The sequence below is a fragment of the Haloarcula sp. CBA1115 genome (genome assembly GCF_000827835.1).
Taxonomy (GTDB): Archaea; Halobacteriota; Halobacteria; order Halobacteriales; family Haloarculaceae; genus Haloarcula; species Haloarcula hispanica.
Window position 1 is genome coordinate 835128 of the sequence record NZ_CP010529.1, and the last position, 22036, is coordinate 857163.

Genomic DNA, 22036 nt, shown 5'->3' on the forward strand with positions numbered 1-22036 from the left:
GCACGCGGGTTCCGGCGGGCACCGGGAGGGCCGAAACGCTTCCAGCGGATTCGGCGGGCGGAGAGGGGGCAGGGCGGCCCGGTCACGCCACCTCGGACCCCGTCGCACGGCCCATGAGCCAGACGGAGACGGCACCGAAGACGACATCGAGCGCACAGAGAACCGCGAGCGCCGGCACGAGGGTGTCGTAGACGCCGCCGAACGCCGTCACCTCGACGACTGTCAGCACGTCCCGACCGAGGACCAGCGCTCGAATCGCGTCGACGCCATAGGTGACCGGATTGACCGTGGCGACCACCTGCACCGACTCTGGCAGCGAGGACGCGGGGAGAAACGCCGAGGAGAGGAACAGTAGCGGGAACAGCAGGAGGTTCCCGACCGCGTCGAGCGTCTCCTCGTCCCGGGTCGCCACCGCGACGGCGTTCGAGAGCGCCATGTACCAGAGCGCGAAGAGGACACAGACGAGGACGATGCCGAACAGCCCCACGAGTCCGGTCTCGACGGTGGCGCCCATCGCCAGTCCGAGGCCGAAGATGACGAGCACGTAACAGACGAGGCGGAACAGTTCGGCGGCGGCCTTGCCGGCGAAGACGGCGGTCCAGCGCATCGGCGAGACGGTCACCTTCTCGAACATCCCCGTCTGGAGGTCCTCGACCAGTCCGAGGCCAGAGGAGAGCGAGGACGACATCGACACCTGGACGACGGCCGCGGGAAGGACGAACTGGAGGTAGCCGATGCCCTCGAATCCGGCCCGTTCGAGAGCGAGGGTGCCGACGTCGCCGAAGACGGCCGTGAACATCAGCAGGGAGAACACCGCCATGAAGAGTTCGAGAAAGACGACGGTCGGATTCCGAATCGCCTTCCGGGTCCACCGCTTGAAATTGACCCAGATGTCTCCGACGAGGGAGTTTCCGGCCGACCGCGACGGACCGGCGTCGACGCCCGCGGAACTCATCGTGTCCCTCCGGACGGTCCCGGCCCCGTCTCGCCGTCGTCCCCGGCGTCGAAGCCATCGGTTCGCCCGTCTGCGATGGCGAAGAAAACGTCGTCGAGCGTCGGTTCGTCCACGTCGAACCCGGTCACGGCGACGCCCGCCTCGCGGAGCGCAAGCAGGTAGTCCGTGCCGCGCTCGGCGGCGTCCGTCGTCGTCACCCGAACCGTGTCGTCGACGGTTTCGACCGTCGCGTCCGGACCGAAGCGCGTCCCCTCGCGGGCCACGTCGGCCGCCGCTTCGGCGGTCTCACGGCCGCCGTCCACGTCGACTTCGAGGATCTGACCGCCGACGCGGCGCTTCAGTTCGGCGGGCGACCCCGTCGCGGCGATGCGGCCGTCCCGGAGGACGGCGACGCGGTCACAGAGCGCGTCGGCTTCTTCGAGATACTGGGTCGTGAGGAATATCGTGGTCCCCGTCTCGTTGAGTCGGCGGAAGTGGTCCCACAGGCGGTTTCGCGCCTTCGGGTCCATCCCCGTCGTCGGCTCGTCAAGGAAGACGAGGTCCGGGTCGTGGACGAGGGCCGTCACGGCGTCCAGTCGCTTCTTCATCCCGCCGGAGAACCGTTCAGCGGGTGTGTCGGCGACATCACCGAGGTCCGCGAGTTCGAGCAGTTCCTCGATTCGCTCTGCTCGCCGACCACGCGGGACGCCGTAGGCCTCGCAGGCGAACGCGACGTTCTCCCGCGCGGTCAGTTCCGCGTCGACACTCACGTCCTGTGCCATGTATCCGATGGTCTCCCTGACCGCCGTCTGCGCCGCGGTCGCGTCGTGACCGTTGACGACGACTTCGCCCTCGGTCGGTTCCAGCAGCGTCACCAACACCTTTACCGCGGTCGTCTTGCCAGCACCGTTCGGCCCGAGGAACCCGAAGAACTCACCGCGAGGGACGGTGAGCGACACGTCCCGGACGGCCGTCGTTCCGTCCGCGTAGGTGACGCGGAGGCCGTCGACGCGTATCGCCGCCGTCGACACGGCGGCCGGCCGGTCGGGATCGTTCGCGACACGTCGCTGTTTCGGTTTCGTCATCGCCGTCAGAGTGGTTGCTCGCCGGTATCGAGAGCGTTCTGTGACGTATGAGAGGTGGATTTATGTGACGGTTCCGGCACACTTCGGGCATGAAACACCTCCGGGTCACCGCTCGCATACCGCCCGACTACGCGCCGGAGTTCTTCGACCTGCTGGCGAACGACCCCGAAATCGAGGAGTCGCGCATCGTCGACTGGAACCGCACCCCCGAAGGGTGTGATACCGTGCTGTTCGCCATCGATGGTGACGCGACCCGGTTCGTCGACCGCGCGCCCTCGACGCCCGGCGTCGAATCGGTGACGCTCTCGGGGGCCAAGCGGCGACGGACGTACGCACTCGTCGAGAATCGGCCGCTGTCGATGCCGATGTTCGACGCGATACACGATGCCGGCACTCGGCTCGGCATCGTCGTCCTCAAGCCGCTCATCTATCGCGACGGCACGGTCTCCTGTCGCGTGGTCGGCGAAGCGGGGCCGCTGCAGGACGCCCTCGACGACGCGCCAGCGCCAATCGACGTCCGGCTGGACAGCATCAGCGCCGTCAGCGACGGACTGGCGCGGCCGTCGTCCAAACTCAGCGAGCGTCAGCGCGAGGCCGTGAGGACGGCCCTCGGCCTGGGATATTACGACCGGCCTCGCGGTGCGACCCACGAGGACGTGGCCGCCGAGCTGGGGTGTGCCCCCGCGACGGTCAGCGACCACCTCCAGCGCGCCGAGGCGAAACTCGTCCGCGCCGTCATGGACGACTTCGGTCCGACGGTCTAGCGCCGATAGCGCTCGGCGTGGCGGGGACAGAACTCGGGTTCACGTAGCTGCGCGGTGACGACGCCGGGCTGGCGGTGAGGATTGTGGAGCCTACAGGTGTCCTCGTCGCAGAACGCCTCGCCGGTGTCGAGGTAGTGGTAGGTCTGCAGGACGTACCCTTTGATGGTGTCGGTCGTCCGCGGGTCGTCCTCGACGAGGAACTCGCCCTCGACTTCGTTTTCGAGCACTTCTCGGGGCGGTGCGCCACCCCCGAACAGGGCGTGTTTCTGCTGTTCCTTGTAGTACTGTTCGGGCTTTGCGGGGGCCTCGTAGAGTCCCGGCACCGAGACGACCGCGGACTGCCCGAGGACGTTTACGCGCTTGTGCCAGCGGCCGTCGTGGTCGCCCCAGGTCCCGACGACGCGGTCCAGCAGCGGGACGTGGAGGTGGTCCAGCGAGCGCTCGGCCTCGGGCAGGCGCTCGTGGAAGGCCTGCTGGACCGCCAGTCCGTCGTAGATGACGCCGCCGGCCCGTTCGGGCGATTCGAGCGCTCGCTCCTCGTAGCGGACGATGCCGAGCATCGTGTTGCCCGTCTCCCGCTCGTGGGGCGAAAGGACGCGTGCCTCGGCGAACGATTCGGCGAGGGCCGGGTCGCCGTGGAGCGAGAGGAACCGGTCCCGGACGGAGACGGTGGCGTCGACCCGCGCATCGAGCCAGTCAGCGACGGCGTCGGCGTCGGCGACCGTCGTCGGAGCGCGGTACAGCGTGACGGACTCCATTGTATTAGTCAGTGGTACCGGTGAGTAATACCATTTACGTCTCGGGGACTCTCACGGATTGAGAGATGGGTCGTCGGAGTGGGGGAACCGGGTCAGACCGATCAGCGTGACGGTTCAGGCGAGGGACAGTCGCTCTACTGCAGTGTCGGACAGGACGCCGCCGGCGGACAGACCGAGCCGTTCGTGTGGGGAGTCACTGCTCCGGTTCGTGCGGGAGCGTCGTCGGGTCCGCAGTGAGCGCGTCAATGCAATCGGTGACGGACCACGTCGTCTCCCCGTCTGTACACGGATACACGCCGACCAGTTCGTCGTCCGCGTACACCGCGACGGCCAGCATCGGCAGCCGCAACACCTCCGTGCTCCCGCCGACCAGTAGCGACGACGTTCGCGTCTCGAACGGCGGTCGGAGACTCAGTCCCCGTTCGGTGGCCCACTGCTCGTACCGGTCGACAGTCGCCAGCACCTCCCCGTGCTCGCTCCGCTGGGAGACCGGAATTTCCTCGGGCCACGTCTGGACATCGAAATCCTCGATAACTCCGGTCGTGGCGAGTTCCGTGAACTGGTCGATGGCTGTCGTTCGAGGGCCACAGACCGGCCGCCGACTCCAGAGTTGGACCCCGATTTCGCTGCCGACTGACTCGTCAGCCCTGTGGTTGTCGCTCCGTTGCATCTCTTCAGACATTGATTGTCAATCACTAACATCTCTGAACTACTATTGTTTAATTGTTTTCTTCAGGGCGATATTTCGGCCTGAATGGTCAGCTAAGCGGCCGAAAGGTAGTCGGTTAAAAACCGGGGCGTGGGAGGGTTTCAGTCGTCAGCAGGGGATGCGGCGTCGCGGCTCGTGACATCGACCGGTTCGGCGTCGACTTCCAGCTCGTCCAGCGCGACCTGCGCGGCGCGCTTGCCGGAGACGAGCATGGCCCCGAACGTCGGTCCCATACGCGGGAGGCCGTAGGTGGTCGCGGTCGCCATGCCGGTGACGACGAGGCCATCGTGGGCGAGGCCGGTGTGTTCGACGACGGCGTCCTCGCTCTCGCCGACCCACATGGAGTCGTGGCCGGGCGAGTCGTGGCCGGGCGCGCCGTAGGTGTCGTCGTCGGTCTGGTCCATGCCGCTGGCTTCGTCTTCGAGGCCCGGCGCGTTCAGGACACCGCGCTCGTCGAGTTTCTTGACGGCCATCGCGTCGTGGCCCGTCGCGTCGATGACGAGGTCGGCCTCGACGGCGATTGGGTCGACGCAGGTGATTTCGCGGGGCAGTGCGTGGACAGGTGTCCAGTTCATGACGATGCCGCCGACGCGGTGGTCCTCGCGGATGACGATGTCGGTGAACTCCGTCATGTTCTGCATCTTCGCGCCGGCGTCGCAGGCGGCCTTGATGAGGCCGGAACAGGCCTCAGGCCCGTTGGCGACGTAGAGCCCCTCGCTGTCCTTGGACTGCTTGTGGTCGACGTCGAGTTCGTCCAGCACCTGCTGGGCCGGGTCCCGAACGGTAACCTTGTTCATCAGGAAGCCGCCGAGCCAGAAGCCGCCGCCGAGGTAGTTGTTCTTCTCGACGACCATCACCTGCACACCGCGCTCGGCGAGTTCCTTCGCGGCCATCAGCCCCGATGGGCCACCGCCGACGATGATGACATCGGAGTCCGAGAAATCCATGAACTCCTCGGTCCATTCCTGCCCGATTGCGCGTGTGACCTCTGCTTCGCCAACGTCGCTGAACTGTTCGAATGAATCTGAATCGCTCATACCACCTAGTGATATTCTTTGGTGGTACATAGTCGTTCTGATGGCCTCGTCTGTTTGCTGAATCTCGCGCACGGCCGCTGGCGTGGAAGGCAGTAATAAAAATGGTTCCACACGGTGGTTTCAGGACTAACTATCAAATGAGAGTATTGTGTGCTAATGTCTACCGAAACAGGCAACACGTACACGGTCGACACTGAACCGGCGGCAAGAGACATCGACGATATCGACCTGCACGAATACGAAACGCGGCCGGTGCTGAAGTTCCAGATCGCGTTTCTCATCGGCGGGGTGTTCTTTCTTCTGCCGGTCCCGTACCAGGGCGAGGTAACAGTCCCGTTCGACATCGTCGTCAGCAACATAACCGGGGCGTTCCCGAACGTCATCGGCGTCTACTCACTGGCGATCATCCTCGCCGGCGGGATACTGACGACGCTCGCGATGGCCAGTGACGGCGAGGTCGCGGGGTACGACCTGTCATCCTTCGAAACCTCGGGAGTCTTCTGGGCGCTCCGAGTCGCCGGCGTGCTCGTCGCGCCAGTGATGTTCTTCAAACTCGGTCCAGAGTGGCTCCACACACCCAGCACCGGCGGGCTGATGTGGGGGACGCTGGTGTACAGCGTCGGCGTCATCATCCCCATCGGGGCCATTTTCATCACGATATTCGTCGAACTCGGCGGGCTGGAGTTCGTCGGAACGCTTGCGAGGCCGATAATGCGACCGTTGTTCAAGGTCCCGGGGCGGGCCGCACTGGACAGTCTCGCATCGTGGGTCGGCTCCTACAGCGTCGGCCTGTACGTCACCCGCAATGTCTTCGAAGACGGCGGCTACCACAAGCGCGACGTGTTTACCATCGCGACGTGCTTTTCGACGGTGTCAATCGGCTTCGTCGGCGTCGTCGCCGCCACGCTCGGGATGCTCCCGAAGTTCCCGCTCATCTTCGGGGCGTACTTCTTCTGTGTCGTCGTCACCGGCGTTATTCTGGTCCGGGTGCCGCCTATCTCCAGGATTCCCGAGGAGTACATCGCTGAACCCGACCCGGAACTCGCCTTCTCCGGGACGCCGTCGGATTACGTCCGGCTGGCGGTCAGCGAGGCCGTCGGCAAGGCCAAGGACGGCGAGACGTTCGCACAGGCAGCCAAGCGAGGCTTCGTCGACGGCCTGAAGCTCACCAGTCTCATCCTGGGAACCATCCTCGCTGTTGGACTCGCCGCGACGCTGCTCTCGGCACACACCCCAGTCTTCGACATTCTGGGTCGCCCGTTGACGCCGGTCATCGCTGCGCTCGGAATCCCGAACGCAGAGGTGGTCGCGCCGGCGACCATCGTCGGTATCACCGAGATGTACGTCCCCGTCCTGCTCGTGAGCGAGACAGCGACGAAGGCAAAGTTCTTCGTCGGCGTGCTGGCCGTCTCTCAACTCATCTTCTTCTCCAGCGTCGGCCCGATGATGATGGACATGTTCAGTGACGTCCCCATCCGGTTTCGGGACCTCGTAGCGTTGTTCATCATGCGGACGGTGCTTCTCGTGCCGCTCATCGCCGGCATTACTCACGCTCTCGCTGCGCTGGGCCTCCTATAGGTATTCGACCAGCGCTTCAGCCAGTTTCTTTTCCGCCCGCCGCAAGTGGTCCTCCGCGGTTCGGCGCTCCACGCCCACCTGCTCCGCAATAGCCGCCGTTGTCGTCTCGCGGGGCAGTTCGTAGTACCCCTGCTCGTAGGCCGTCAGGAACACCTCACGCTGCCGCGGCGACAGATCGGGGAGCATAGCATCGACGGTCAAAAGCGGTGCGTCCGGCGTTACGGAGGTAATCTCACGTTTCGATTCGACGGTAACGTCGAACTGTCCTGCCAGGGACTGGTACACTCTGGCCAGTGCGTCGGGGCTGAGACCGAGTGCCCGGACGAGCTTACCACCGCTGGCGTATTTCAGCGGCGGGACGAGCAGACAGCCTTCACTCGCCAGAAAGCGTTCGACGTTGTTGTCGAGCTGTGCTTTCAGACACTCCTCAGTGACCAGCACCTGCTCGTCGCCGTTTTCCAGCCGCTCACCGATACCGACGGTGGTGCGGACCTGCTCGATAACGTCCCCGACGTCCCCGCCGCTAACGTGCAGAAGGTCGCTGTGGTCGTTACACCACAGCTCGATGCGGGTGCCGGTCCCGTCGGTTGCCGCCTCGTAGGCCCCGTCGCCGTAGACACGGAACAGTACTTCGTACATAGCTAGCGGTGCACAAGAATATATAAAAACAGTTCCGAACGGTGACGATCTGCTAACACGGTTCTCCACTAATGGTGTGGTATGGCACAGCAGTCTTCCCCAGACACCGACCACGACGTCGGGACGCCCTCGGAACAGTGGCGCGAGTACCAGGGTTCACCCACCGGCACCGACATCGAGTGTGAAGGGTGGCGACAGGAGGCCGCGCTCCGAATGTTGAACAACAACCTCGACCCCGAAGTCGCCGAAAAGCCGGAGGAGCTGGTCGTGTACGGCGGGACCGGGCGTGCGGCCCGGTCGTGGGACGCCTACGATACTATCGTCGACGAACTCCGTGAACTCGGCGACACCGAAACCCTCCTCGTCCAGAGCGGCAAGCCGGTCGGTCGGTTCGAGACCCACGAGAAGGCCCCGCGCGTCCTCATCGCGAACTCGAACCTCGTCGGCAAGTGGGACACCTGGGAGCACTTTCACGAACTTGAAGCGAAGGGACAGATCATGTACGGCCAGATGACTGCCGGCTCGTGGGCCTACATCGGCACGCAGGGCATCATCCAGGGGACCTACGAGACGCTGGCCGCGCTCGCCCGGGAACACTACCCGGACAACGACGGGCTCCGCGGGAAGATTGTCGTCACCGGCGGCCTCGGCGGAATGAGCGGTGCGCAACCGCTCGCGGTGACGATGAACCACGGCGTCTGTCTCGCGGCCGAAGTCGATGAGGACCGTATCGACCGGCGCATCGAAACGGGGTACTGCCAGGAGAAAACCGACGACCTCGCGACGGCCATCGAACGCGCACAGACGGCCGCGGCGAACGGTGAGCCCTACAGCGTCGGCGTCCACATGAACGCCGCGGACATGCTCGCTGAGATGTTGGACATGGGGTTCGTCCCCGATGTAGTGACCGACCAGACGAGCGCTCACGACGAACTCGAAGGGTACTATCCCGCTGGCTACACTGTCGAGGAAGCCGACCGACTCCGCGAGCGCGACCCCGAAACGTACGTCGCGGAGAGTCTCGATACGATGGAGCGCCACGTCGAGGGCATTCTGGAACTGCAGGACAGGGGTGCCATCGCTTTCGAGTACGGCAACAACATCCGCGGGCAGGTCGAGGACCAGCGCGACCTCGACACCGCGTTCGACTTCCCGGGGTTCGTTCCCGCGTACATCCGCCCGCTGTTCTGTGAGGGCAAAGGACCGTTCCGCTGGGCCGCGCTCTCGGGCGACCCCGCGGACATCCACCGGACAGACGACGCGGTCAAGGAGCTGTTCCCGGAGAAAGACGACCTCCATCGCTGGATCGACCTCGCCCAGGAGCAGGTGTCTTTCCAGGGCCTGCCATCGCGAGTGTGCTGGCTGGGGTACGCGACCGAGGATGGGCTGACCGAGCGCGCCCGCCTCGCGCTCCGCATCAACGAACTCGTCGCCGACGGCGAGATTACGGCACCCATCGTCGTCACGCGGGACCACCTAGATGCCGGGAGCGTCGCCTCGCCACACCGCGAAACGGAGGCGATGAAAGACGGGACTGACGCCGTCGCCGACTGGCCGATTCTGAACGCCCTGCTGAACTGCGCCGCCGGCGCGGACATCGTCAGCGTCCATGACGGCGGCGGTGTCGGCATCGGCAACTCCCTGCACACGAACAACCACGTCGTCCTCGACGGGTCTGATCTCGCAGCCGAGAAGGCCCGCCGTGTGTTCACGACCGACCCCGGGATGGGCGTCATTCGCCACGCCGACGCCGGTTACGAAATCGCACAGGAGATGGCCGACGAGAACGACGTCGCGGTCCCGATGCGTGACCGCAACCGCGACCGATGACCGACCTGACAGACCCGTCGCCGTGGACCGGGCCGTCCAGCGACCCGAACGACGAGCAGTTCGGTGACATCGTCGAGACGGCCACGCTCGCGACCGCTGCCGAGTACGACGTGGTGCTGGTGGGCGAGCCGTACGACGGGGCCGTCATCGGACGGCCGGGCGCGCGTGCCGGCCCGGCGGCTCTCCGACGCGAACTCGGCGGAACGAAGACGCATCACATCGAACGCGGACCGGTCCGCTCGGTCGCCGACCTCGGCGACATCGAGATTCCGGCCGGCGGCGTCGAACGGGTCCAGAGCGCTGTCCGCTCGATGACGGCCGAGATTCACGCAACGGGCGCAGTGCCGGTGTTTCTCGGTGGCGACAACTCACTGACGTTCCCGAACGCCGCGCCGCTGTTGGCTCACGAAACGGTCGGCGCAGTCAGCTTCGACGCCCACCTCGATTGCCGCGCCGTTCGGGACGAGCCGACGAGCGGGACGCCGTACCGACAGCTCCACGATGCAGGCCTCGACGCACTGGCCGTTGTCGGCGCGCGCCACTTCGAAACCTCGACAGCGTACCACGACTACCTCGCCGAGCAGGGCGGGACGGTCCTGCCGCCGGAGTCGGTGGCTGGCGACCCTGCCGGCGCGGTGGACGATGCGCTTGCCGCGCTCGGCGATGTCGACGCCGTCTATGTCAGTCTGGACCTCGACGTGCTCAGTGCCGCGGCCGCACCGGGCGTGAGCGCACCGACACCGGGCGGCCTCTCGACGCGAGACCTGTTCCGGATGCTGGGCCGCGTGGCGGCCGACGACCGTGTCGCCGGGTTTGAGGTGGTCGAGTGCGCGCCACCGCTTGACGCTGGGAACCGGACCGCCCGCGCCGGGGCCCGCGCCGTCGCACACTTCCTCAGTGGCCTGGGAGGTGACCGATGACAGCCCCCGATGCCGTGGTCTACGGCGCGGCCGAACTCGTCGCGGGCCCGGCGGCAGACGGCCGCGGACTGGAGACCTACGAGGACGGCGCAGTCGCCATCGTGGACGGCACTGTCGCCGCTGTCGGTCCGACCGCGGAGGTGACTGCCGAATACCCGCCGGAGAGCGCCAACCACGCTATCGATGCCAGCGGTCAGGCCGTCATTCCGGGCTTCGTCGACCCCCACACCCACGCGCTGTTCGCCGGCGACCGCTCGGACGAGTTCGCCGCCAAACTGCGCGGGAAGTCCTATCAGGACATCCTCGCCGAAGGCGGCGGCATCCTCAGAACGGTCCGAGCGGTCAGGGAAGCCGACGAGGAAACGCTGCTGTCGAACCTGCTGGCCCATCTCGACACCATGCTCGCTCACGGGACGACGACAGTCGAGGTGAAGTCCGGCTACGGACTCGACACGGAGACGGAGCTACGGATGCTCCGAGTTATCGACAGGGCCGACGACGTCCATCCCGTCGACGTGGTCCCGACGTTCATGGGCGCACACGCTGTTCCCGAGGGGTGGGACGCCGACGACTACACCGCGGCGGTCGTCGACGAGCAGCTTCCGGCTGTCGAATCGCAGGGCATCGCCGAGTTCTGCGACGTGTTCTGTGAGGAGGGCGTCTTCTCGGTCGCGCAGTCCCGACGGGTCCTCGAAGCAGGCGCAGCCGCCGGGCTGACGCCGAAGGTCCACGCCGAAGAACTGGCCCACATCGGCGGGACACAGCTGGCGGCGGACGTGGGCGCGGCCAGTGCCGACCACCTCCTGCACGCGACCGGCGAAGACATTGACGCGCTTGTCGACGCTGCCGTAACGCCGGTGTTGCTCCCCGGAACGGCGTTCGGTCTCGGCGCAGCGTACGCGGACGCGACGGCGTTCCGCGACCGGGGCGCGTCTGTCGCGGTAGCGACGGATTTCAATCCGAACTGCCACAGTCACAGCATGGGATTTGCGCTGTCGCTGGCCTGCGTCGAGATGGGACTGACACCGGCCGAAGCGCTGGTCGCTGGAACGAAACACGCCGCGCTCGCGCTGGACAGGACCGATGGGCTGGGGACGCTCCGCGAGGGTACGCCCGGTGACGTCACCGTCCTTGCCGCGCCGAGTCACGTCCACATTCCTTACCAGTACGGGACCAACGTCGTCGACACCGTCCTGAAAGACGGCTCGGTCGTCAGCACCCCAACGCATGAGTCATACGCTCGGGATATGCAACCATGACCGCCGAAGTTGTCCTCGACGGCGAGTCGCTCACGCCCGCCGACGTGGTCGCCGTCGCCCGGAACGGCGCGACCGTCACCGTTGCCGACACCGCCCGCGAGCGAATCCGCGAGTCCCGCGAGCGCGTCGAGAGCGTGCTGGACAGCGGCGAGGCGGTGTACGGCGTCACCACCGGTTTCGGCGACCTCGTCGACGAGCGCATCCCACGCGAGGATCTCGATGCCCTCCAGCGGAACCTACTGCGGAGCCACGCCGCCGCGGTCGGACGGGAGTTGACGACCGAGGAAGTCCGGGCGATGATGGTCACACGGGCGAACACGCTGGCGAAGGGGTATTCAGGCATCCGTGAGTCCGTCGTCGATCTGCTGGTGGCGATGCTCGACGCTGGTGTCCACCCGGTCGTCCCGTCGCGGGGCAGCCTCGGCGCGAGCGGCGACCTCGCGCCGCTCGCCCACATGTCGCTGGTCCTCATCGGCGAAGGAGAAGCCGAGGTCGAGGGGGACCGACTCCCCGGCGACGAGGCGCTCGACGCAGTCGGCCTCGAACCGGTGACGCTCCGGGCCAAGGAGGGGTTGGCGCTCATCAACGGGACACAACTGACCGTCGGCGTGGCCGCACTCCTCCTCGCCGACGCGGAACGGCTGGTCGCCGCCGCCGACATCGCCGGTGCGCTCACGACGGAGGTGACCCTCTCCTCGACAGTACCGTCCCACGAAGCCATCACCGACGTCCGGCCCCACGCCGGCCAGGCCGCGAGTGCGCGAAACGTCCGGCGGCTGACGGCCGACTCCGACGTGGTCGAGTCCCACCGAAACTGCGACCGCGTACAGGACGCCTACGCGATGCGCTGTCTGCCGCAGGTCCACGGCGCGGTCCGCGACGCCGTCGCCCACCTCCGGGAGGCCGTCGAGGTGGAACTCAACAGCGCGACCGATAATCCGCTGGTGTTCCCCCGTGAGGCGGTGGGGGACCGGGCCTCCGGCTCCGACAGCGCGGGCGTGCTGTCCGGCGGGAACTTCCACGGCGCGGTACTCGCCATGCGCCTCGACTATCTGACGAACGCGCTCACCGAACTCGCGGCCATCTCGGAGCGCCGGACGGACCGGATGCTCAATCCGAATCTGCAGGAGCCACACCTCCCGCCGTTTCTCACCGAGCGAAGCGGCGTCCGGTCGGGCTACATGATCGCACAGTACACCGCTGCCGCACTGTTGAACGAATGTCGGTCCTTCGGCCGGCCCTCGATGGACAACACGCCCGTCAGCGGCAATCAGGAGGACCACGTCAGCATGAGCGCGCAGTCGGCCTATCTGGCCCGAAAAGCAGCCCGAAACGCCGCCGCGATTCTCGGCGTCGAGCTGTGCTGTGGGGCGCAAGCCGCCGACTTCGTCGACGACGCCCTCGAACTGGGCGTCGGGTCGGCCGAGGCCTACGACGCCGTCCGTGCAGTGGTCCCGAAGCTAACGGCGGACCGACCCATCCACGAGGACATCGAGGCCGCGGGCGCACTCGTCGAGTCGCCGGCCTTCATCGAGCGGGTTGCTGCGGCGCTCGACGAGGAACTGGAGTGACCCGGCCTCAGGACCCAAGCCCCAGGTCCGCGGTCCCCTCTACTCCCTGATAGCGCTCCCGGTCGTCCCAGTCGGCGATGCTCGAATGGGTCTCCCGGACGGCGATTTCGAGATGCTCCTGTGTTATCTCCGAGCCGTCTCGCAGGGCGTGCCGCGCCGCGTCCTCGGCGACGAGTTCGAGGTCGCTGGCGGCGTAGCCAGCCGTCGGTTCAATGATGGCGTCCCAGTCGATGTCACCGGCGACGGGCCGGTCCTGCAGGTGGATCTCCAGAATCTGTTTGCGAGCCTCGGCGTCCGGTGGCGGGACTTCCACGCGCTCGTCGAAGCGGCCCGAGCGCCGTAGTGCCGTGTCGATGTCCTCGACAAAGTTCGTCGCGGCGACCACGACGATGTCGTCGGCCGCCGCGCCTTCGAGTTCGGTGAGCAGTTGGTTGACCAGTTGCTGCTCGCTCGTGTTCATCGACCCGCGCCGCGAGCCCGCGATGCCGTCGATTTCGTCAATGAACAGCACGCAGGGCGCGTTCGCGCGGGCCACCTCGAACACCTCGGCGACGTTGCGGGCCGGCTCGCCCATCCACTTGCTAGTCACGTCTGCGGGACTGATCTCGACGAAGCTGTGGTCGAGTTCGCCAGCGAGCGCGCCGGCGAGGTGGGTCTTCCCGCAGCCGGGCGGACCGTACAGCAGCAGGCCGGAAAGCACGTCGATGCCGTACGTTTCGTATTCCTCGGCGTTCTCAAGCGGATCGAGGACCGTGTCTTCAAGTCGGTCCTTCAGTTCACCCATCCCACCTACGTCGGCGAAGTCGCGTCCGGCGTCAGTCTCGACGAGCGAACTGGCCTGCAGGTCGACGCCGTCGGGCTGGACGACGCCGTTCTCGGCGACCATCTCGGGGTCGACCCAGTCCGGGATGCTGGTGTCGGTCTCTGTGGCGGCCTGCAGCAGATGGTCCGTCCCAATCGGGGCGTCGGCCCGCAACGCCTTTCGGGCGGCGTCCTCGGCAAGGAGTTCGATGTCGCTGGCCGCGAAGCCGGCCGTCTCCTCGACGACGGGGCCGAGGTCGATGTCGGCCGCTGTCGGCCGGCCGGCGAGGTGAATCTCCAGAATCTGCGTTCGCGCCGCGGGGTCCGGCGGCGGGACCTCCACGCGCTCGTCGAACCGGCCCGAGCGGCGGATCGCGTCGTCCACGTCCTCGACGAGGTTCGTCGCGCCCAGCACCACCACGTCCTCGTCGGCGATCCCTTCGAGTTCGGTGAGCAGTTGGTTGACCAGTTGCTGCTCGCTGCTGTTCATGTTGCTGTCGCCGTCGCGTGCGCCGGCGATGCCGTCGATTTCGTCGATGAAGAGGATACAGGGGGCGTTCGCGCGGGCGATCTGGAACAGTTCCTCGACTTTCTGTGCGGGTTCGCCCATGTACTTGCTGGTCACGTCGGCGGGCGTGACCTCGATGAAGGCGTGGTCGACCTCGCCCGCGAGTGCGCCTGCGACGTGTGTCTTCCCACAGCCGGGCGGGCCATGCAGCAGGACGCCGTTGACGACGCCGATGCCGTACTCTTCGAAGGCGCTGGGGTCCTGCAACGGCCGGACGACCTTGTGGTTGAGCGTCTCAAGTAGCTCGGACATCCCACCGACATCGGCGAAGCTCCGGGACGGGTTTGGGTCGACCAGCCCGTCGGCTTGCATATCGACGCCGTCGGGCTGGACCACCGTCCCGTCGTCCGAGGGTCGTTCGCGGTTTATCGAGGGCGGGCCGTCGGTGCTGTCGGAGCCAGAATCGCCGCCCATCCCGGCCGTGCCGGATTCGTCGGACTGGTCGATCCGCTCCCGGATGTTCCGTTCGAGGCGGTCCGGGTTGACCTCGTAGCCGTACTCGGCCAGCCGGCGGGGTTCGGCGCTCAAAAACTCCGCGAGCCAGCCGTGGCGCTGTAGCTCCTCGGTCGAGGCGTCTGGGTCCCGGAACGTGACGAGCTTGACGTCCGTGCTGTCGGGCGAGTGGAACTCGGCGAGCCAGAAGGGGAGATACAGGCGCTCGACGCCGGTCACGCCGTCGAATCCGTCGGGGTCGAAATCCCCGGGGAGCCCGTAGGACTCGCGAAGCTTCCGGAGGAACACGTTCGCCGCGCCCGAGGCGGAGTCGTGGCGCTGCTCGCGGTACTCGGCGACACGCTGGGGCAGTAGCGACCGGGCGTCGTCGTCGGTGACCTGGAACTGCAGCAGGACGGAGCGGCCAAGCGCGGGGTCGTCGCGGCCGAAGTCGTAGTCGCCCGTCGGCCGGCGGACCACCGAATCAGTGTCCTCGACGTACTGCGAGACGGCCCGGTCGTTGTCTGCCCAGAGACCGTCGAGGAACGCGGTCTCGGATCGCGTCGTCGTGCCGAACAGCTTCCCCTCGCCGGTCTCGTACTCGTAGTCGACTTTGAACACCGGATAGAACACCCGGTGGAGCCGTTCGAGTCGCTCGGTATCGCCGAAGGCGGTCATCGTCCGCTGGTCGAGGGTTTCCCTGACGGTTTCCTCGTCGGGTATCCGCCGGTCGGCGTAGATGTACGGCGGCAGGCTCATTCGAGGTCCCCCTCCCGAATCGTGTGCTCGGCGGCAGTCAGGGCGCTATCGGCGTCGAACGTCTCGATAGCGTCCCGCTGGGCATCGGGTTCACCGCGGAGATTACGGGCGTGCTCGGTAATGTTTGGTATCGCGCGGATGATGTTGTCGATGATGGGGACCGTCGCCACCTCGGCAGAGCGGCTTCGAGGGTTGAGGTCAATGACCAGTTCCGTCTTCCCCATCTCGCCCAGCGCCTCGGCGCGGTCGCCGTCCTCCAGCGGCACCAGCACCACGTCCGCTGCGCCGATGCCGTCGGCGTCGACCTTCGCGCGCTCGTGGTCGAGGCCGGGAATGCGCCCGTCGGCGGTGAGCCCCTTCACGTCCGTCGCCCCGTGCTCGCGAAGGTAGTCGGCGATGGCCTCGATGCGTTCCTCGGTCCGGTTGAACAGGTTCACTTCGAGGTCTGCGCGGGTCACCTCGGCCAGTTCGACGAGTTCGCCGGGCACGAGGGCGGCGGCGTTGCCGTTGACCGAGACGACGGCGTGCTCGGCGGACAGAAGGTGTGCCGCGGCGGCACGCTCGGCGTCGTCGGCGCTGTCGATGGTGCGCTCGCCCAGCAGGTAGTCGAAGGCTTCGCCGCGGCCCTGTGCGATGAGGCCCTGCCGGGAGGTGATACCGCGGTCGACGCCCGCTTCGATACGGTGGCGGGTCAGAAGCGACTCGTAGCGGGGGTGGCTTTCAGGGAGGTCGACGTCCTCACTCATACGTTCCAGTGATAGCTCCCTGTACTAAAGTCGTCCGTCAGGCGCGTCCCGGGCGTTGTTGCGTGTCTCACCGGAACCGATCACCGGACGACGATGGCTAGCTCCGGAAAAGATTATCTGCGGGTCAGCACAACTCCGTGCCATGGATACCCGACAGGCGTTGCTTGTCGACGCGTTCGCCGCGGAGCCGACGGCGGGCACACCGACCGGCGTCGTCCCTGAAGCCGACGGACTGACCGACGACCAGATGCAGGCCGTCGCCAGCGAACTGGGGGCCACCGAGACGGCCTTTGTCCTGCCGGCGGCGGACGCCGACCGCCGACTTCGCTGTTTCTCGCCGACCGAGGAACTGGCGCAGGCAGAGACGGCGACAATCGCCGCGTACGCGGCGCTCTACGAGCGTGGTGAAGTCGACGCCGCCGAATTAACGGTCGCCACAGCTGGAGGCGAAATCGCCATCGAAACCAAACCGAACGGCATGGTCTGGGTCGAGCAGGGCCGGGCCGACATCACCGAGGTCGATATCCCCTACAGCGATGTCGCGGACGCGCTCGGACTCGACGCGGCCACGCTCAAGGACGTGGGCGCGGACCTCCCGCTCGTGACAGCCGACGCGAGTGAGTCGTGGCTCATGGTCCCGGTCAACTACTTCGAGCATCTGAGCACCCTCGCCGTGGATGGGACCGCCGTCGCCTCGCTCTGTGACCGCGCGGACGCAGTCGGCGTGTACCCGTTCACCTTCGACACCATTGGCGGCGACGCAACGCGCCGGTCGACGTTCCACGGGCGAGCCTTCCGCGCGGGGAGCCGGACAGAAGAGCCGGTAAGCGCGGCAGCATCGGGGGCCTGCGCGGCGTTCGTCCGCCGCTACGGGGCGCTCGATGACACCGTCGAACAGATCATCGCCGAGGGCGGGCATTTCCGCGACCGACCCGGGACGGTGTCAGTCGATACCGACGGGACCGAGGTGTGGGTCGGCGGTCGCGGCGTGACCGCATTGGACGGCACGGTAACTGTCCCCGCTGTTGACGACGACGATATTATCGAAGCGTGACCGTCCACACCGCACCGGCAGCCTGACCGCCTAATTCACTCGAAATCGAGTGAAGAGCGATCTCTCACTGGTTGCAACCGGAACATCCTTAATTGTCGTTGAAGATGGTACGAATGAGTCCATGCCAACACTGTGGCTCGACGAAATCGGTGCCGACGACCTGGCGCGGGTCGGCGGCAAGGCGGCGTCTCTCGGAGAACTGACCGGAGCGGGCCTGCCCGTTCCGTCGGCGTTCGTCGTTACCGCCGACACGTATCGGTCGTTCATCGAAGCAACTGGAATCGACGAGCCGCTGTTCGAGGCCGTCGATGTCGACAGCGATGACTCGCAGGCGCTGGCCGAGGCAGCCGAACGCGCTCAGGAGTTGATCCTGGAAACCGACACCCCACCGTCGGTCCGCGAGGACCTGCTGGCTGCATACGACGAGATGGGCGACGAGGACGTTGCGGTGCGGTCTTCGGCAACTGCCGAGGACCTCCCGGACGCCTCCTTCGCCGGCCAGCAGGACACGTACCTGAACGTCTCGCGTGCGGACCTCCTGCAGCGAGTCAAGGAGTGCTGGGCCTCGCTGTTCACACAGCGGGCTATCTACTACCGCAACGAGAACGACTTCGCACACGACGCCGTGGACATCGCCGTCGTCGTCCAGCAGATGGTCGACGCGGAGAAATCCGGCGTCATGTTCACCAGTCATCCCTCGACCGGTGGCCCGACGGCCATCATCGAGGCCGCGTGGGGACTGGGCGAGGCGGTCGTCTCCGGTGCGGTTTCGCCCGACAACTACATCGTCGACCGCGAGACGGGCACCATCGACGAGGTGACCGTCGCCGACAAGAAGGTGATGTGTGTTCGGGGAGAAGACGGCGAGACAATCGAGCGCTCCGTCCCCGAGGAGAAGCGCAACGAGCGCGTCCTCTCGGAGGACGAGATTCACCGGCTCATCGAAATCGGTGAGCGCGTCGAAGACCATTACGATACACCACAGGACGTGGAGTGGGCGGTCTACGAGGGGGAGGTGTACCTGCTGCAGTCCCGCCCGATCACCACTATCGACGATCCTGAAGGGAGCGCCGGCTCGGCCAACGAAGCCGAGAGTCAACCGCCGGGGGCAAAATCGGGTGTCGCCGACGGCGGAGCGATGGAGAGCCAGTCGGAGTCGGTCCGGCTCTCCGGAATCGGCTCCGCGCCGGGCCGGGTCACTGGCGTCGTCCGCATCGTCGACAAACTCGACAACCTCGACAAGGTCGAGGACGGCGACATCATCGTCGCCGAGATGACCACGCCGGACATGGTCCCGGCGATGAAACGCGCCAACGGTATCATCACCGACGAGGGCGGGATGACCAGCCACGCAGCCATCGTCTCCCGTGAACTCGGCGTTCCAGCCGTCGTCGGTGCCGAGGACGCGACACAGAAACTCCGGGACGGCGAAACGGTCACGCTCGACGGCGACAAGGGCACAGTCGAGAAAGGGGCCAAGGTTCCCGAGACGACCGGCGAGGAAGAGGATGCCGGGCCGGTCGAGGCACACTCGCCAGTCAAGCCGATGACCGGAACGGAAGTCAAGGTCAACGTCTCCATTCCGGAGGCCGCGGAGCGAGCGGCTGCGACCGGTGCCGACGGCGTCGGCCTGCTGCGCATCGAGCACATGATCCTCTCGACGGACAAGACGCCCTCGCGCTACGTCGAGGACCACGGCGAGCGCGCCTACGTCGACGAAATCGTCGAGGGGGTCCGCTCGGTTGCCGAGGCGTTCTACCCGCGGCCGGTCCGCGTCCGGACCCTCGATGCCCCATCCGACGAGTTCCGCCAGCTCCAGGGCGGCGAAGACGAGCCGAGCGAGCACAACCCGATGCTCGGCTATCGGGGCATCCGGCGCTCGCTTGACCGACCCGGCGAGTTCAAGCTCGAACTCCGGGCGTTCGAGCGCCTGTACGACCTCGGCTACGACAACGTCGAACTGATGCTCCCGCTGGTGACCGACGCCGAGGACATCCTGCGGGCGAAGGCGCTGATGCAGGAGGTCGGCATCGACCCCGAGAAGCGCGACTGGGGCGTCATGGTCGAGACGCCGGCGAGCGCGCTGTCCATCGAAGACATCTGTGAGGCCGGTATCGACTTCGTCTCCTTCGGGACGAACGACCTCACGCAGTACACGCTGGCCGTCGACCGCAACAACGGCAACGTCGCCGACCGCTTCGACGAACTTCACCCGGCCGTTCTCGAACTCATGCGCCAGGTCATCGGGACCTGCCGCGAGCACGACGTCGCCACGAGCATCTGTGGCCAGGCCGCCTCGAAGCCCCAGATGGTCGACTTCCTCGTCGACGAGGGAGTCACCTCTATCTCGCCGAACATCGACGCCGTCCGCGACGTACAACACGAGGTCAAGCGCGTCGAACAGCGCCTGCTGCTGGAATCGGTCCGCTGAGGCCGCGGCCGCCCGACGTAGCCAGCAGATTTTTTTGCACCGTTCGCTTCGTTGCGGTATGGCACCCGAATCGACACCGGAAGCCAAGAGTATCAGTTCCGGTGTGTCCTACATCCCTTTCGGCATCCCCGGACTGGACGGACAGGTCCGCGGGATTCCGACCGGGAGCACGGTCCTGCTGGCCGGGGCGTCGGACGCGGGCGGCGATGCGTTCACCTACACGAGTCTCGCGACGCTGATGCTCGCGAAACACCGGCCCGAGATGGTCCCGAACAGCGTTGCCCGGCGCAGCGAGGCGATTCCCAACTCGGTGACCTACATCACGCTCTCGCACGACCGCGAACACGTCTACAGCGAACTTGACGCCGTGCTCGACGGCTATCAGTTCGACACGCTCACGGACAACATGACCGTCGCGGACTTCTCCCAGCGTTTCATGGAGCTGTTGCCGGTTCCGGAGCCGCTGTTCGATGCGCGACGGAGCGACGCCGAAATCGAACAGCCCGACGCGGAGCCACCAGAGTCGGAGCCCGACGAGGAGACCTTCGAGAAACTGCTCGCCGACATCAGCGACCGGGTGAGCGACGCCGCGGAGACGCTCATCGTCATCGACTCGCTGACCGACCTCGAACGGGCGACGGAGTTCGGCCTGCCCCAGAACCACGAAATCGCGTTCCTCATGGGGCTCCGGGAGGCGGTCGTCAACTGGGGGACCGTGGCCTTCGTCAAACTCGACCGGCCCGCGAGCGACGTGCGCTCGGACGAACTCATCCACGGCCTGCTGCACGGCAGCGTCTACTTCTACTCCAACGACAAGGGGTTCGAGACGTACCGGACGATGCGGGTCGGCTCCTTCGGCGGCGCGCTCGACACCGAGCGCCAGACCGTCTTCGAGTCGCTGATCGGTCCCACGGGCTTTCGAGCGAAGGCGACGAAGAAGATCGGGCCGTCGAACTGGTAATTCGGTCGGGACGAGCGCTACAGGACCAACTACGGACGGCTGCCCCGTTCTGGCCACCGTTTCGCCGTCAGGGCGAATAAACAGCAGACAACGGACATGCCCGAGCACAACGGCTAAACCGCTCCCCCTCTATACTCGCGATAGATGCTCCAGCGGGCAGAGCCACAGGACTTCGAGCGCGTCCTCTCGTCGATGTGTACGGTGCCGCATCCGTCGGCACGCGAAGCGGCGGAACGCTTCCTCGCGACGAACCCCGGGGACCCCGGTACGTACGAGACCATCGCCGATCTGGAACGTGAGGCCGTCGATTGTCTCGGCGAAATCACCGGGCTCTCAAACCCCGCGGGCTACGTTGCTTCGGGCGGCACGGAGGCCAACCTCCAGGCGATACGTATTGCCCGTAACCGCGCCGATACGGACGACCCGAACATAGTTGCGCCCGTCCACGCACACTTCTCCTTTACCAAGGCCGCTGACGTACTCGGTGTGGAACTGCGGACCGCGCCAGCGACGGACTACCGCGCCAACATGGAAGCGATGGGTGAACTCGTTGACGAGGACACGGTGTGTGTCGTCGGCGTCGCCGGCTCGACCGAATACGGCTACGTCGACCCGATTCCGGCCATCGCCGACCTCGCCGAGACGGTCGACGCACTCTGTCACGTTGACGCCGCGTGGGGCGGTTTCTACCTCTCCTTCACCGACCACGACTGGCACTTCGGCCACGCGAACATCGACACGATGACGATTGACCCGCACAAGGTCGGGCAGGCGGCGGTCCCCGCCGGCGGGCTACTCGCGCGCGACCGATCACTGCTTGATCAACTCGCCGTCGAAACGCCATATCTGGAGTCGACTGACCAGCTCACGCTGACCGGCACGCGCTCGGGCGCTGGCGTGGCCTCCGCCGTCGCGGCGATGGAGTCGCTGTGGCCGGCTGGCTACGAGCAGCAGTACGAAACGTCGATGGCCAACGCCGACTGGCTGGCCGACCAGCTGTCGGCGCGGGGCCACGACGTGGTCGGCCCCGAGCTTCCGCTTGTCGCGGCCGATCTCTCGATGCCGATGACCGACGAACTCCGGGACCGCGGCTGGCGGGTCTCAAAGACCGGGGCTGGCGAGATGCGTGTCGTGTGTATGCCCCACGTTACGCGGTCGATGCTGCGGTCGTTCGTGGCGGACCTCGACTGGTACTGAATC

18 protein-coding genes are annotated in these 22036 nt (G+C 66.4%); 10 read left to right on the plus strand and 8 right to left on the minus strand.

Features of this window, described 5'->3' with window-relative positions; translation table 11 throughout:
• Window positions 1–82: 82 nt before the first annotated feature.
• Both SG26_RS04075 and SG26_RS04080 read right to left on the minus strand, forming a co-directional pair.
• Window positions 83–955, minus strand: a complete 873-nt coding sequence (locus tag SG26_RS04075) for an ABC transporter permease (RefSeq protein ID WP_050036904.1) — start codon at window positions 953–955, stop codon at window positions 83–85.
• Window positions 952–2019 (minus strand): ABC transporter ATP-binding protein, encoded by a 1068-nt coding sequence (locus tag SG26_RS04080; RefSeq protein WP_050036905.1) that lies wholly within the window; start codon window positions 2017–2019, stop codon window positions 952–954. The genes SG26_RS04075 and SG26_RS04080 overlap by 4 nt, the downstream gene beginning before the upstream one ends.
• A gap of 89 nt (window positions 2020–2108) precedes the next feature.
• Between SG26_RS04080 and SG26_RS04085 the strand changes: the two genes are divergently transcribed.
• On the plus strand, window positions 2109–2783 hold the full coding sequence (locus SG26_RS04085; RefSeq protein WP_050036906.1) for a helix-turn-helix domain-containing protein: 675 nt from the start codon (window positions 2109–2111) through the stop codon (window positions 2781–2783).
• Here the strand turns inward: SG26_RS04085 and SG26_RS04090 are convergent.
• The 3 genes from SG26_RS04090 to SG26_RS04100 form a co-directional block, all read right to left on the minus strand.
• Window positions 2780–3541 carry a DUF7001 family protein gene (locus tag SG26_RS04090; RefSeq protein WP_050036907.1) on the minus strand — a complete coding sequence of 254 codons (762 nt, stop codon included), beginning with the start codon at window positions 3539–3541 and terminating at the stop codon, window positions 2780–2782. The genes SG26_RS04085 and SG26_RS04090 overlap by 4 nt on opposite strands.
• 193 nt (window positions 3542–3734) lie before the next feature.
• A complete protein-coding gene (locus tag SG26_RS04095; RefSeq protein WP_050036908.1) occupies window positions 3735–4223 on the minus strand; it encodes an HTH domain-containing protein in 489 nt (162 codons plus the stop codon).
• Window positions 4224–4351: 128 nt separating this feature from the next.
• The gene (locus tag SG26_RS04100; protein ID WP_008312519.1) at window positions 4352–5287 is read right to left on the minus strand and encodes a sulfide-dependent adenosine diphosphate thiazole synthase; all 936 of its coding nucleotides are present in this window, start codon (window positions 5285–5287) and stop codon (window positions 4352–4354) included.
• A 156-nt stretch (window positions 5288–5443) separates the two neighbouring features.
• On the opposite strand from SG26_RS04100, the gene SG26_RS04105 reads away from it, so the two are divergent.
• Window positions 5444–6865 (plus strand): YjiH family protein, encoded by a 1422-nt coding sequence (locus SG26_RS04105; RefSeq protein WP_050036909.1) that lies wholly within the window; start codon window positions 5444–5446, stop codon window positions 6863–6865.
• Here SG26_RS04105 and SG26_RS04110 read toward each other — a convergent pair.
• Complete coding sequence (locus tag SG26_RS04110; protein WP_050036910.1) at window positions 6860–7504, minus strand: helix-turn-helix domain-containing protein; 645 nt, start codon at window positions 7502–7504, stop codon at window positions 6860–6862. The genes SG26_RS04105 and SG26_RS04110 overlap by 6 nt on opposite strands.
• A gap of 81 nt (window positions 7505–7585) precedes the next feature.
• Between SG26_RS04110 and hutU the strand changes: the two genes are divergently transcribed.
• The 4 genes from hutU to hutH are packed head-to-tail and all read left to right on the plus strand — an operon-like array spanning window position 7586 to window position 13084.
• Entirely contained in the window at window positions 7586–9334 is a 1749-nt protein-coding gene (gene hutU / locus SG26_RS04115; protein WP_050036911.1) for a urocanate hydratase, read from the plus strand.
• A complete protein-coding gene (gene hutG, locus SG26_RS04120; RefSeq protein ID WP_050036912.1) occupies window positions 9331–10254 on the plus strand; it encodes a formimidoylglutamase in 924 nt (307 codons plus the stop codon). The genes hutU and hutG overlap by 4 nt, the downstream gene beginning before the upstream one ends.
• Entirely contained in the window at window positions 10251–11513 is a 1263-nt protein-coding gene (gene hutI / locus SG26_RS04125; RefSeq protein ID WP_050036913.1) for an imidazolonepropionase, read from the plus strand. Before hutG ends, hutI begins: the two co-directional genes overlap by 4 nt.
• Window positions 11510–13084, plus strand: coding sequence for a histidine ammonia-lyase (gene hutH, locus SG26_RS04130; protein WP_050036914.1), 1575 nt, complete (start codon window positions 11510–11512; stop codon window positions 13082–13084). Before hutI ends, hutH begins: the two co-directional genes overlap by 4 nt.
• Before the next feature lie 7 nt (window positions 13085–13091).
• Here hutH and SG26_RS04135 read toward each other — a convergent pair whose 3' ends face one another.
• Both SG26_RS04135 and SG26_RS04140 read right to left on the minus strand, forming a co-directional pair.
• Window positions 13092–15644, minus strand: coding sequence for an AAA family ATPase (locus SG26_RS04135; protein WP_050036915.1), 2553 nt, complete (start codon window positions 15642–15644; stop codon window positions 13092–13094).
• The gene (locus SG26_RS04140; protein WP_050036916.1) at window positions 15641–16390 is read right to left on the minus strand and encodes a 4-phosphopantoate--beta-alanine ligase; all 750 of its coding nucleotides are present in this window, start codon (window positions 16388–16390) and stop codon (window positions 15641–15643) included. The genes SG26_RS04135 and SG26_RS04140 overlap by 4 nt, the downstream gene beginning before the upstream one ends.
• Window positions 16391–16532: 142 nt before the next feature.
• Here SG26_RS04140 and SG26_RS04145 point away from each other — a divergent pair, with 142 nt between their 5' ends.
• The 4 genes from SG26_RS04145 (at window position 16533) to mfnA (ending at window position 22033) form a co-directional block, all read left to right on the plus strand.
• Entirely contained in the window at window positions 16533–17444 is a 912-nt protein-coding gene (locus SG26_RS04145; protein WP_050036917.1) for a PhzF family phenazine biosynthesis protein, read from the plus strand.
• A 121-nt stretch (window positions 17445–17565) separates the two neighbouring features.
• A complete protein-coding gene (gene ppsA / locus SG26_RS04150) occupies window positions 17566–19875 on the plus strand; it encodes a phosphoenolpyruvate synthase (protein ID WP_014041022.1) in 2310 nt (769 codons plus the stop codon).
• A 58-nt stretch (window positions 19876–19933) separates the two neighbouring features.
• Window positions 19934–20836: a chemotaxis protein CheY gene (locus tag SG26_RS04155; protein ID WP_050036918.1), complete on the plus strand. Its 903-nt coding sequence runs from the start codon at window positions 19934–19936 to the stop codon at window positions 20834–20836.
• Window positions 20837–20980: 144 nt separating this feature from the next.
• Window positions 20981–22033, plus strand: coding sequence for a tyrosine decarboxylase MfnA (gene mfnA, locus SG26_RS04160; RefSeq protein ID WP_050036919.1), 1053 nt, complete (start codon window positions 20981–20983; stop codon window positions 22031–22033).
• Window positions 22034–22036 lie beyond the last annotated feature (3 nt).

Bases quoted from the DNA above. Each gene is read 5' to 3' on its own strand.
- SG26_RS04075 (WP_050036904.1), bottom strand. From the start codon at position 955: ATGAGTTCCGCGGGCGTCGACGCCGGTCCGTCGCGGTCGGCCGGAAAC.
- SG26_RS04080 (WP_050036905.1), bottom strand. From the start codon at position 2,019: ATGACGAAACCGAAACAGCGACGTGTCGCGAACGATCCCGACCGGCCG.
- SG26_RS04085 (WP_050036906.1), top strand. From the start codon at position 2,109: ATGAAACACCTCCGGGTCACCGCTCGCATACCGCCCGACTACGCGCCG.
- SG26_RS04090 (WP_050036907.1), bottom strand. From the start codon at position 3,541: ATGGAGTCCGTCACGCTGTACCGCGCTCCGACGACGGTCGCCGACGCC.
- SG26_RS04095 (WP_050036908.1), bottom strand. From the start codon at position 4,223: ATGTCTGAAGAGATGCAACGGAGCGACAACCACAGGGCTGACGAGTCA.
- SG26_RS04100 (WP_008312519.1), bottom strand. From the start codon at position 5,287: ATGAGCGATTCAGATTCATTCGAACAGTTCAGCGACGTTGGCGAAGCA.
- SG26_RS04105 (WP_050036909.1), top strand. From the start codon at position 5,444: ATGTCTACCGAAACAGGCAACACGTACACGGTCGACACTGAACCGGCG.
- SG26_RS04110 (WP_050036910.1), bottom strand. From the start codon at position 7,504: ATGTACGAAGTACTGTTCCGTGTCTACGGCGACGGGGCCTACGAGGCG.
- hutU (WP_050036911.1), top strand. From the start codon at position 7,586: ATGGCACAGCAGTCTTCCCCAGACACCGACCACGACGTCGGGACGCCC.
- hutG (WP_050036912.1), top strand. From the start codon at position 9,331: ATGACCGACCTGACAGACCCGTCGCCGTGGACCGGGCCGTCCAGCGAC.
- hutI (WP_050036913.1), top strand. From the start codon at position 10,251: ATGACAGCCCCCGATGCCGTGGTCTACGGCGCGGCCGAACTCGTCGCG.
- hutH (WP_050036914.1), top strand. From the start codon at position 11,510: ATGACCGCCGAAGTTGTCCTCGACGGCGAGTCGCTCACGCCCGCCGAC.
- SG26_RS04135 (WP_050036915.1), bottom strand. From the start codon at position 15,644: ATGAGCCTGCCGCCGTACATCTACGCCGACCGGCGGATACCCGACGAG.
- SG26_RS04140 (WP_050036916.1), bottom strand. From the start codon at position 16,390: ATGAGTGAGGACGTCGACCTCCCTGAAAGCCACCCCCGCTACGAGTCG.
- SG26_RS04145 (WP_050036917.1), top strand. From the start codon at position 16,533: ATGGATACCCGACAGGCGTTGCTTGTCGACGCGTTCGCCGCGGAGCCG.
- ppsA (WP_014041022.1), top strand. From the start codon at position 17,566: ATGCCAACACTGTGGCTCGACGAAATCGGTGCCGACGACCTGGCGCGG.
- SG26_RS04155 (WP_050036918.1), top strand. From the start codon at position 19,934: ATGGCACCCGAATCGACACCGGAAGCCAAGAGTATCAGTTCCGGTGTG.
- mfnA (WP_050036919.1), top strand. From the start codon at position 20,981: ATGCTCCAGCGGGCAGAGCCACAGGACTTCGAGCGCGTCCTCTCGTCG.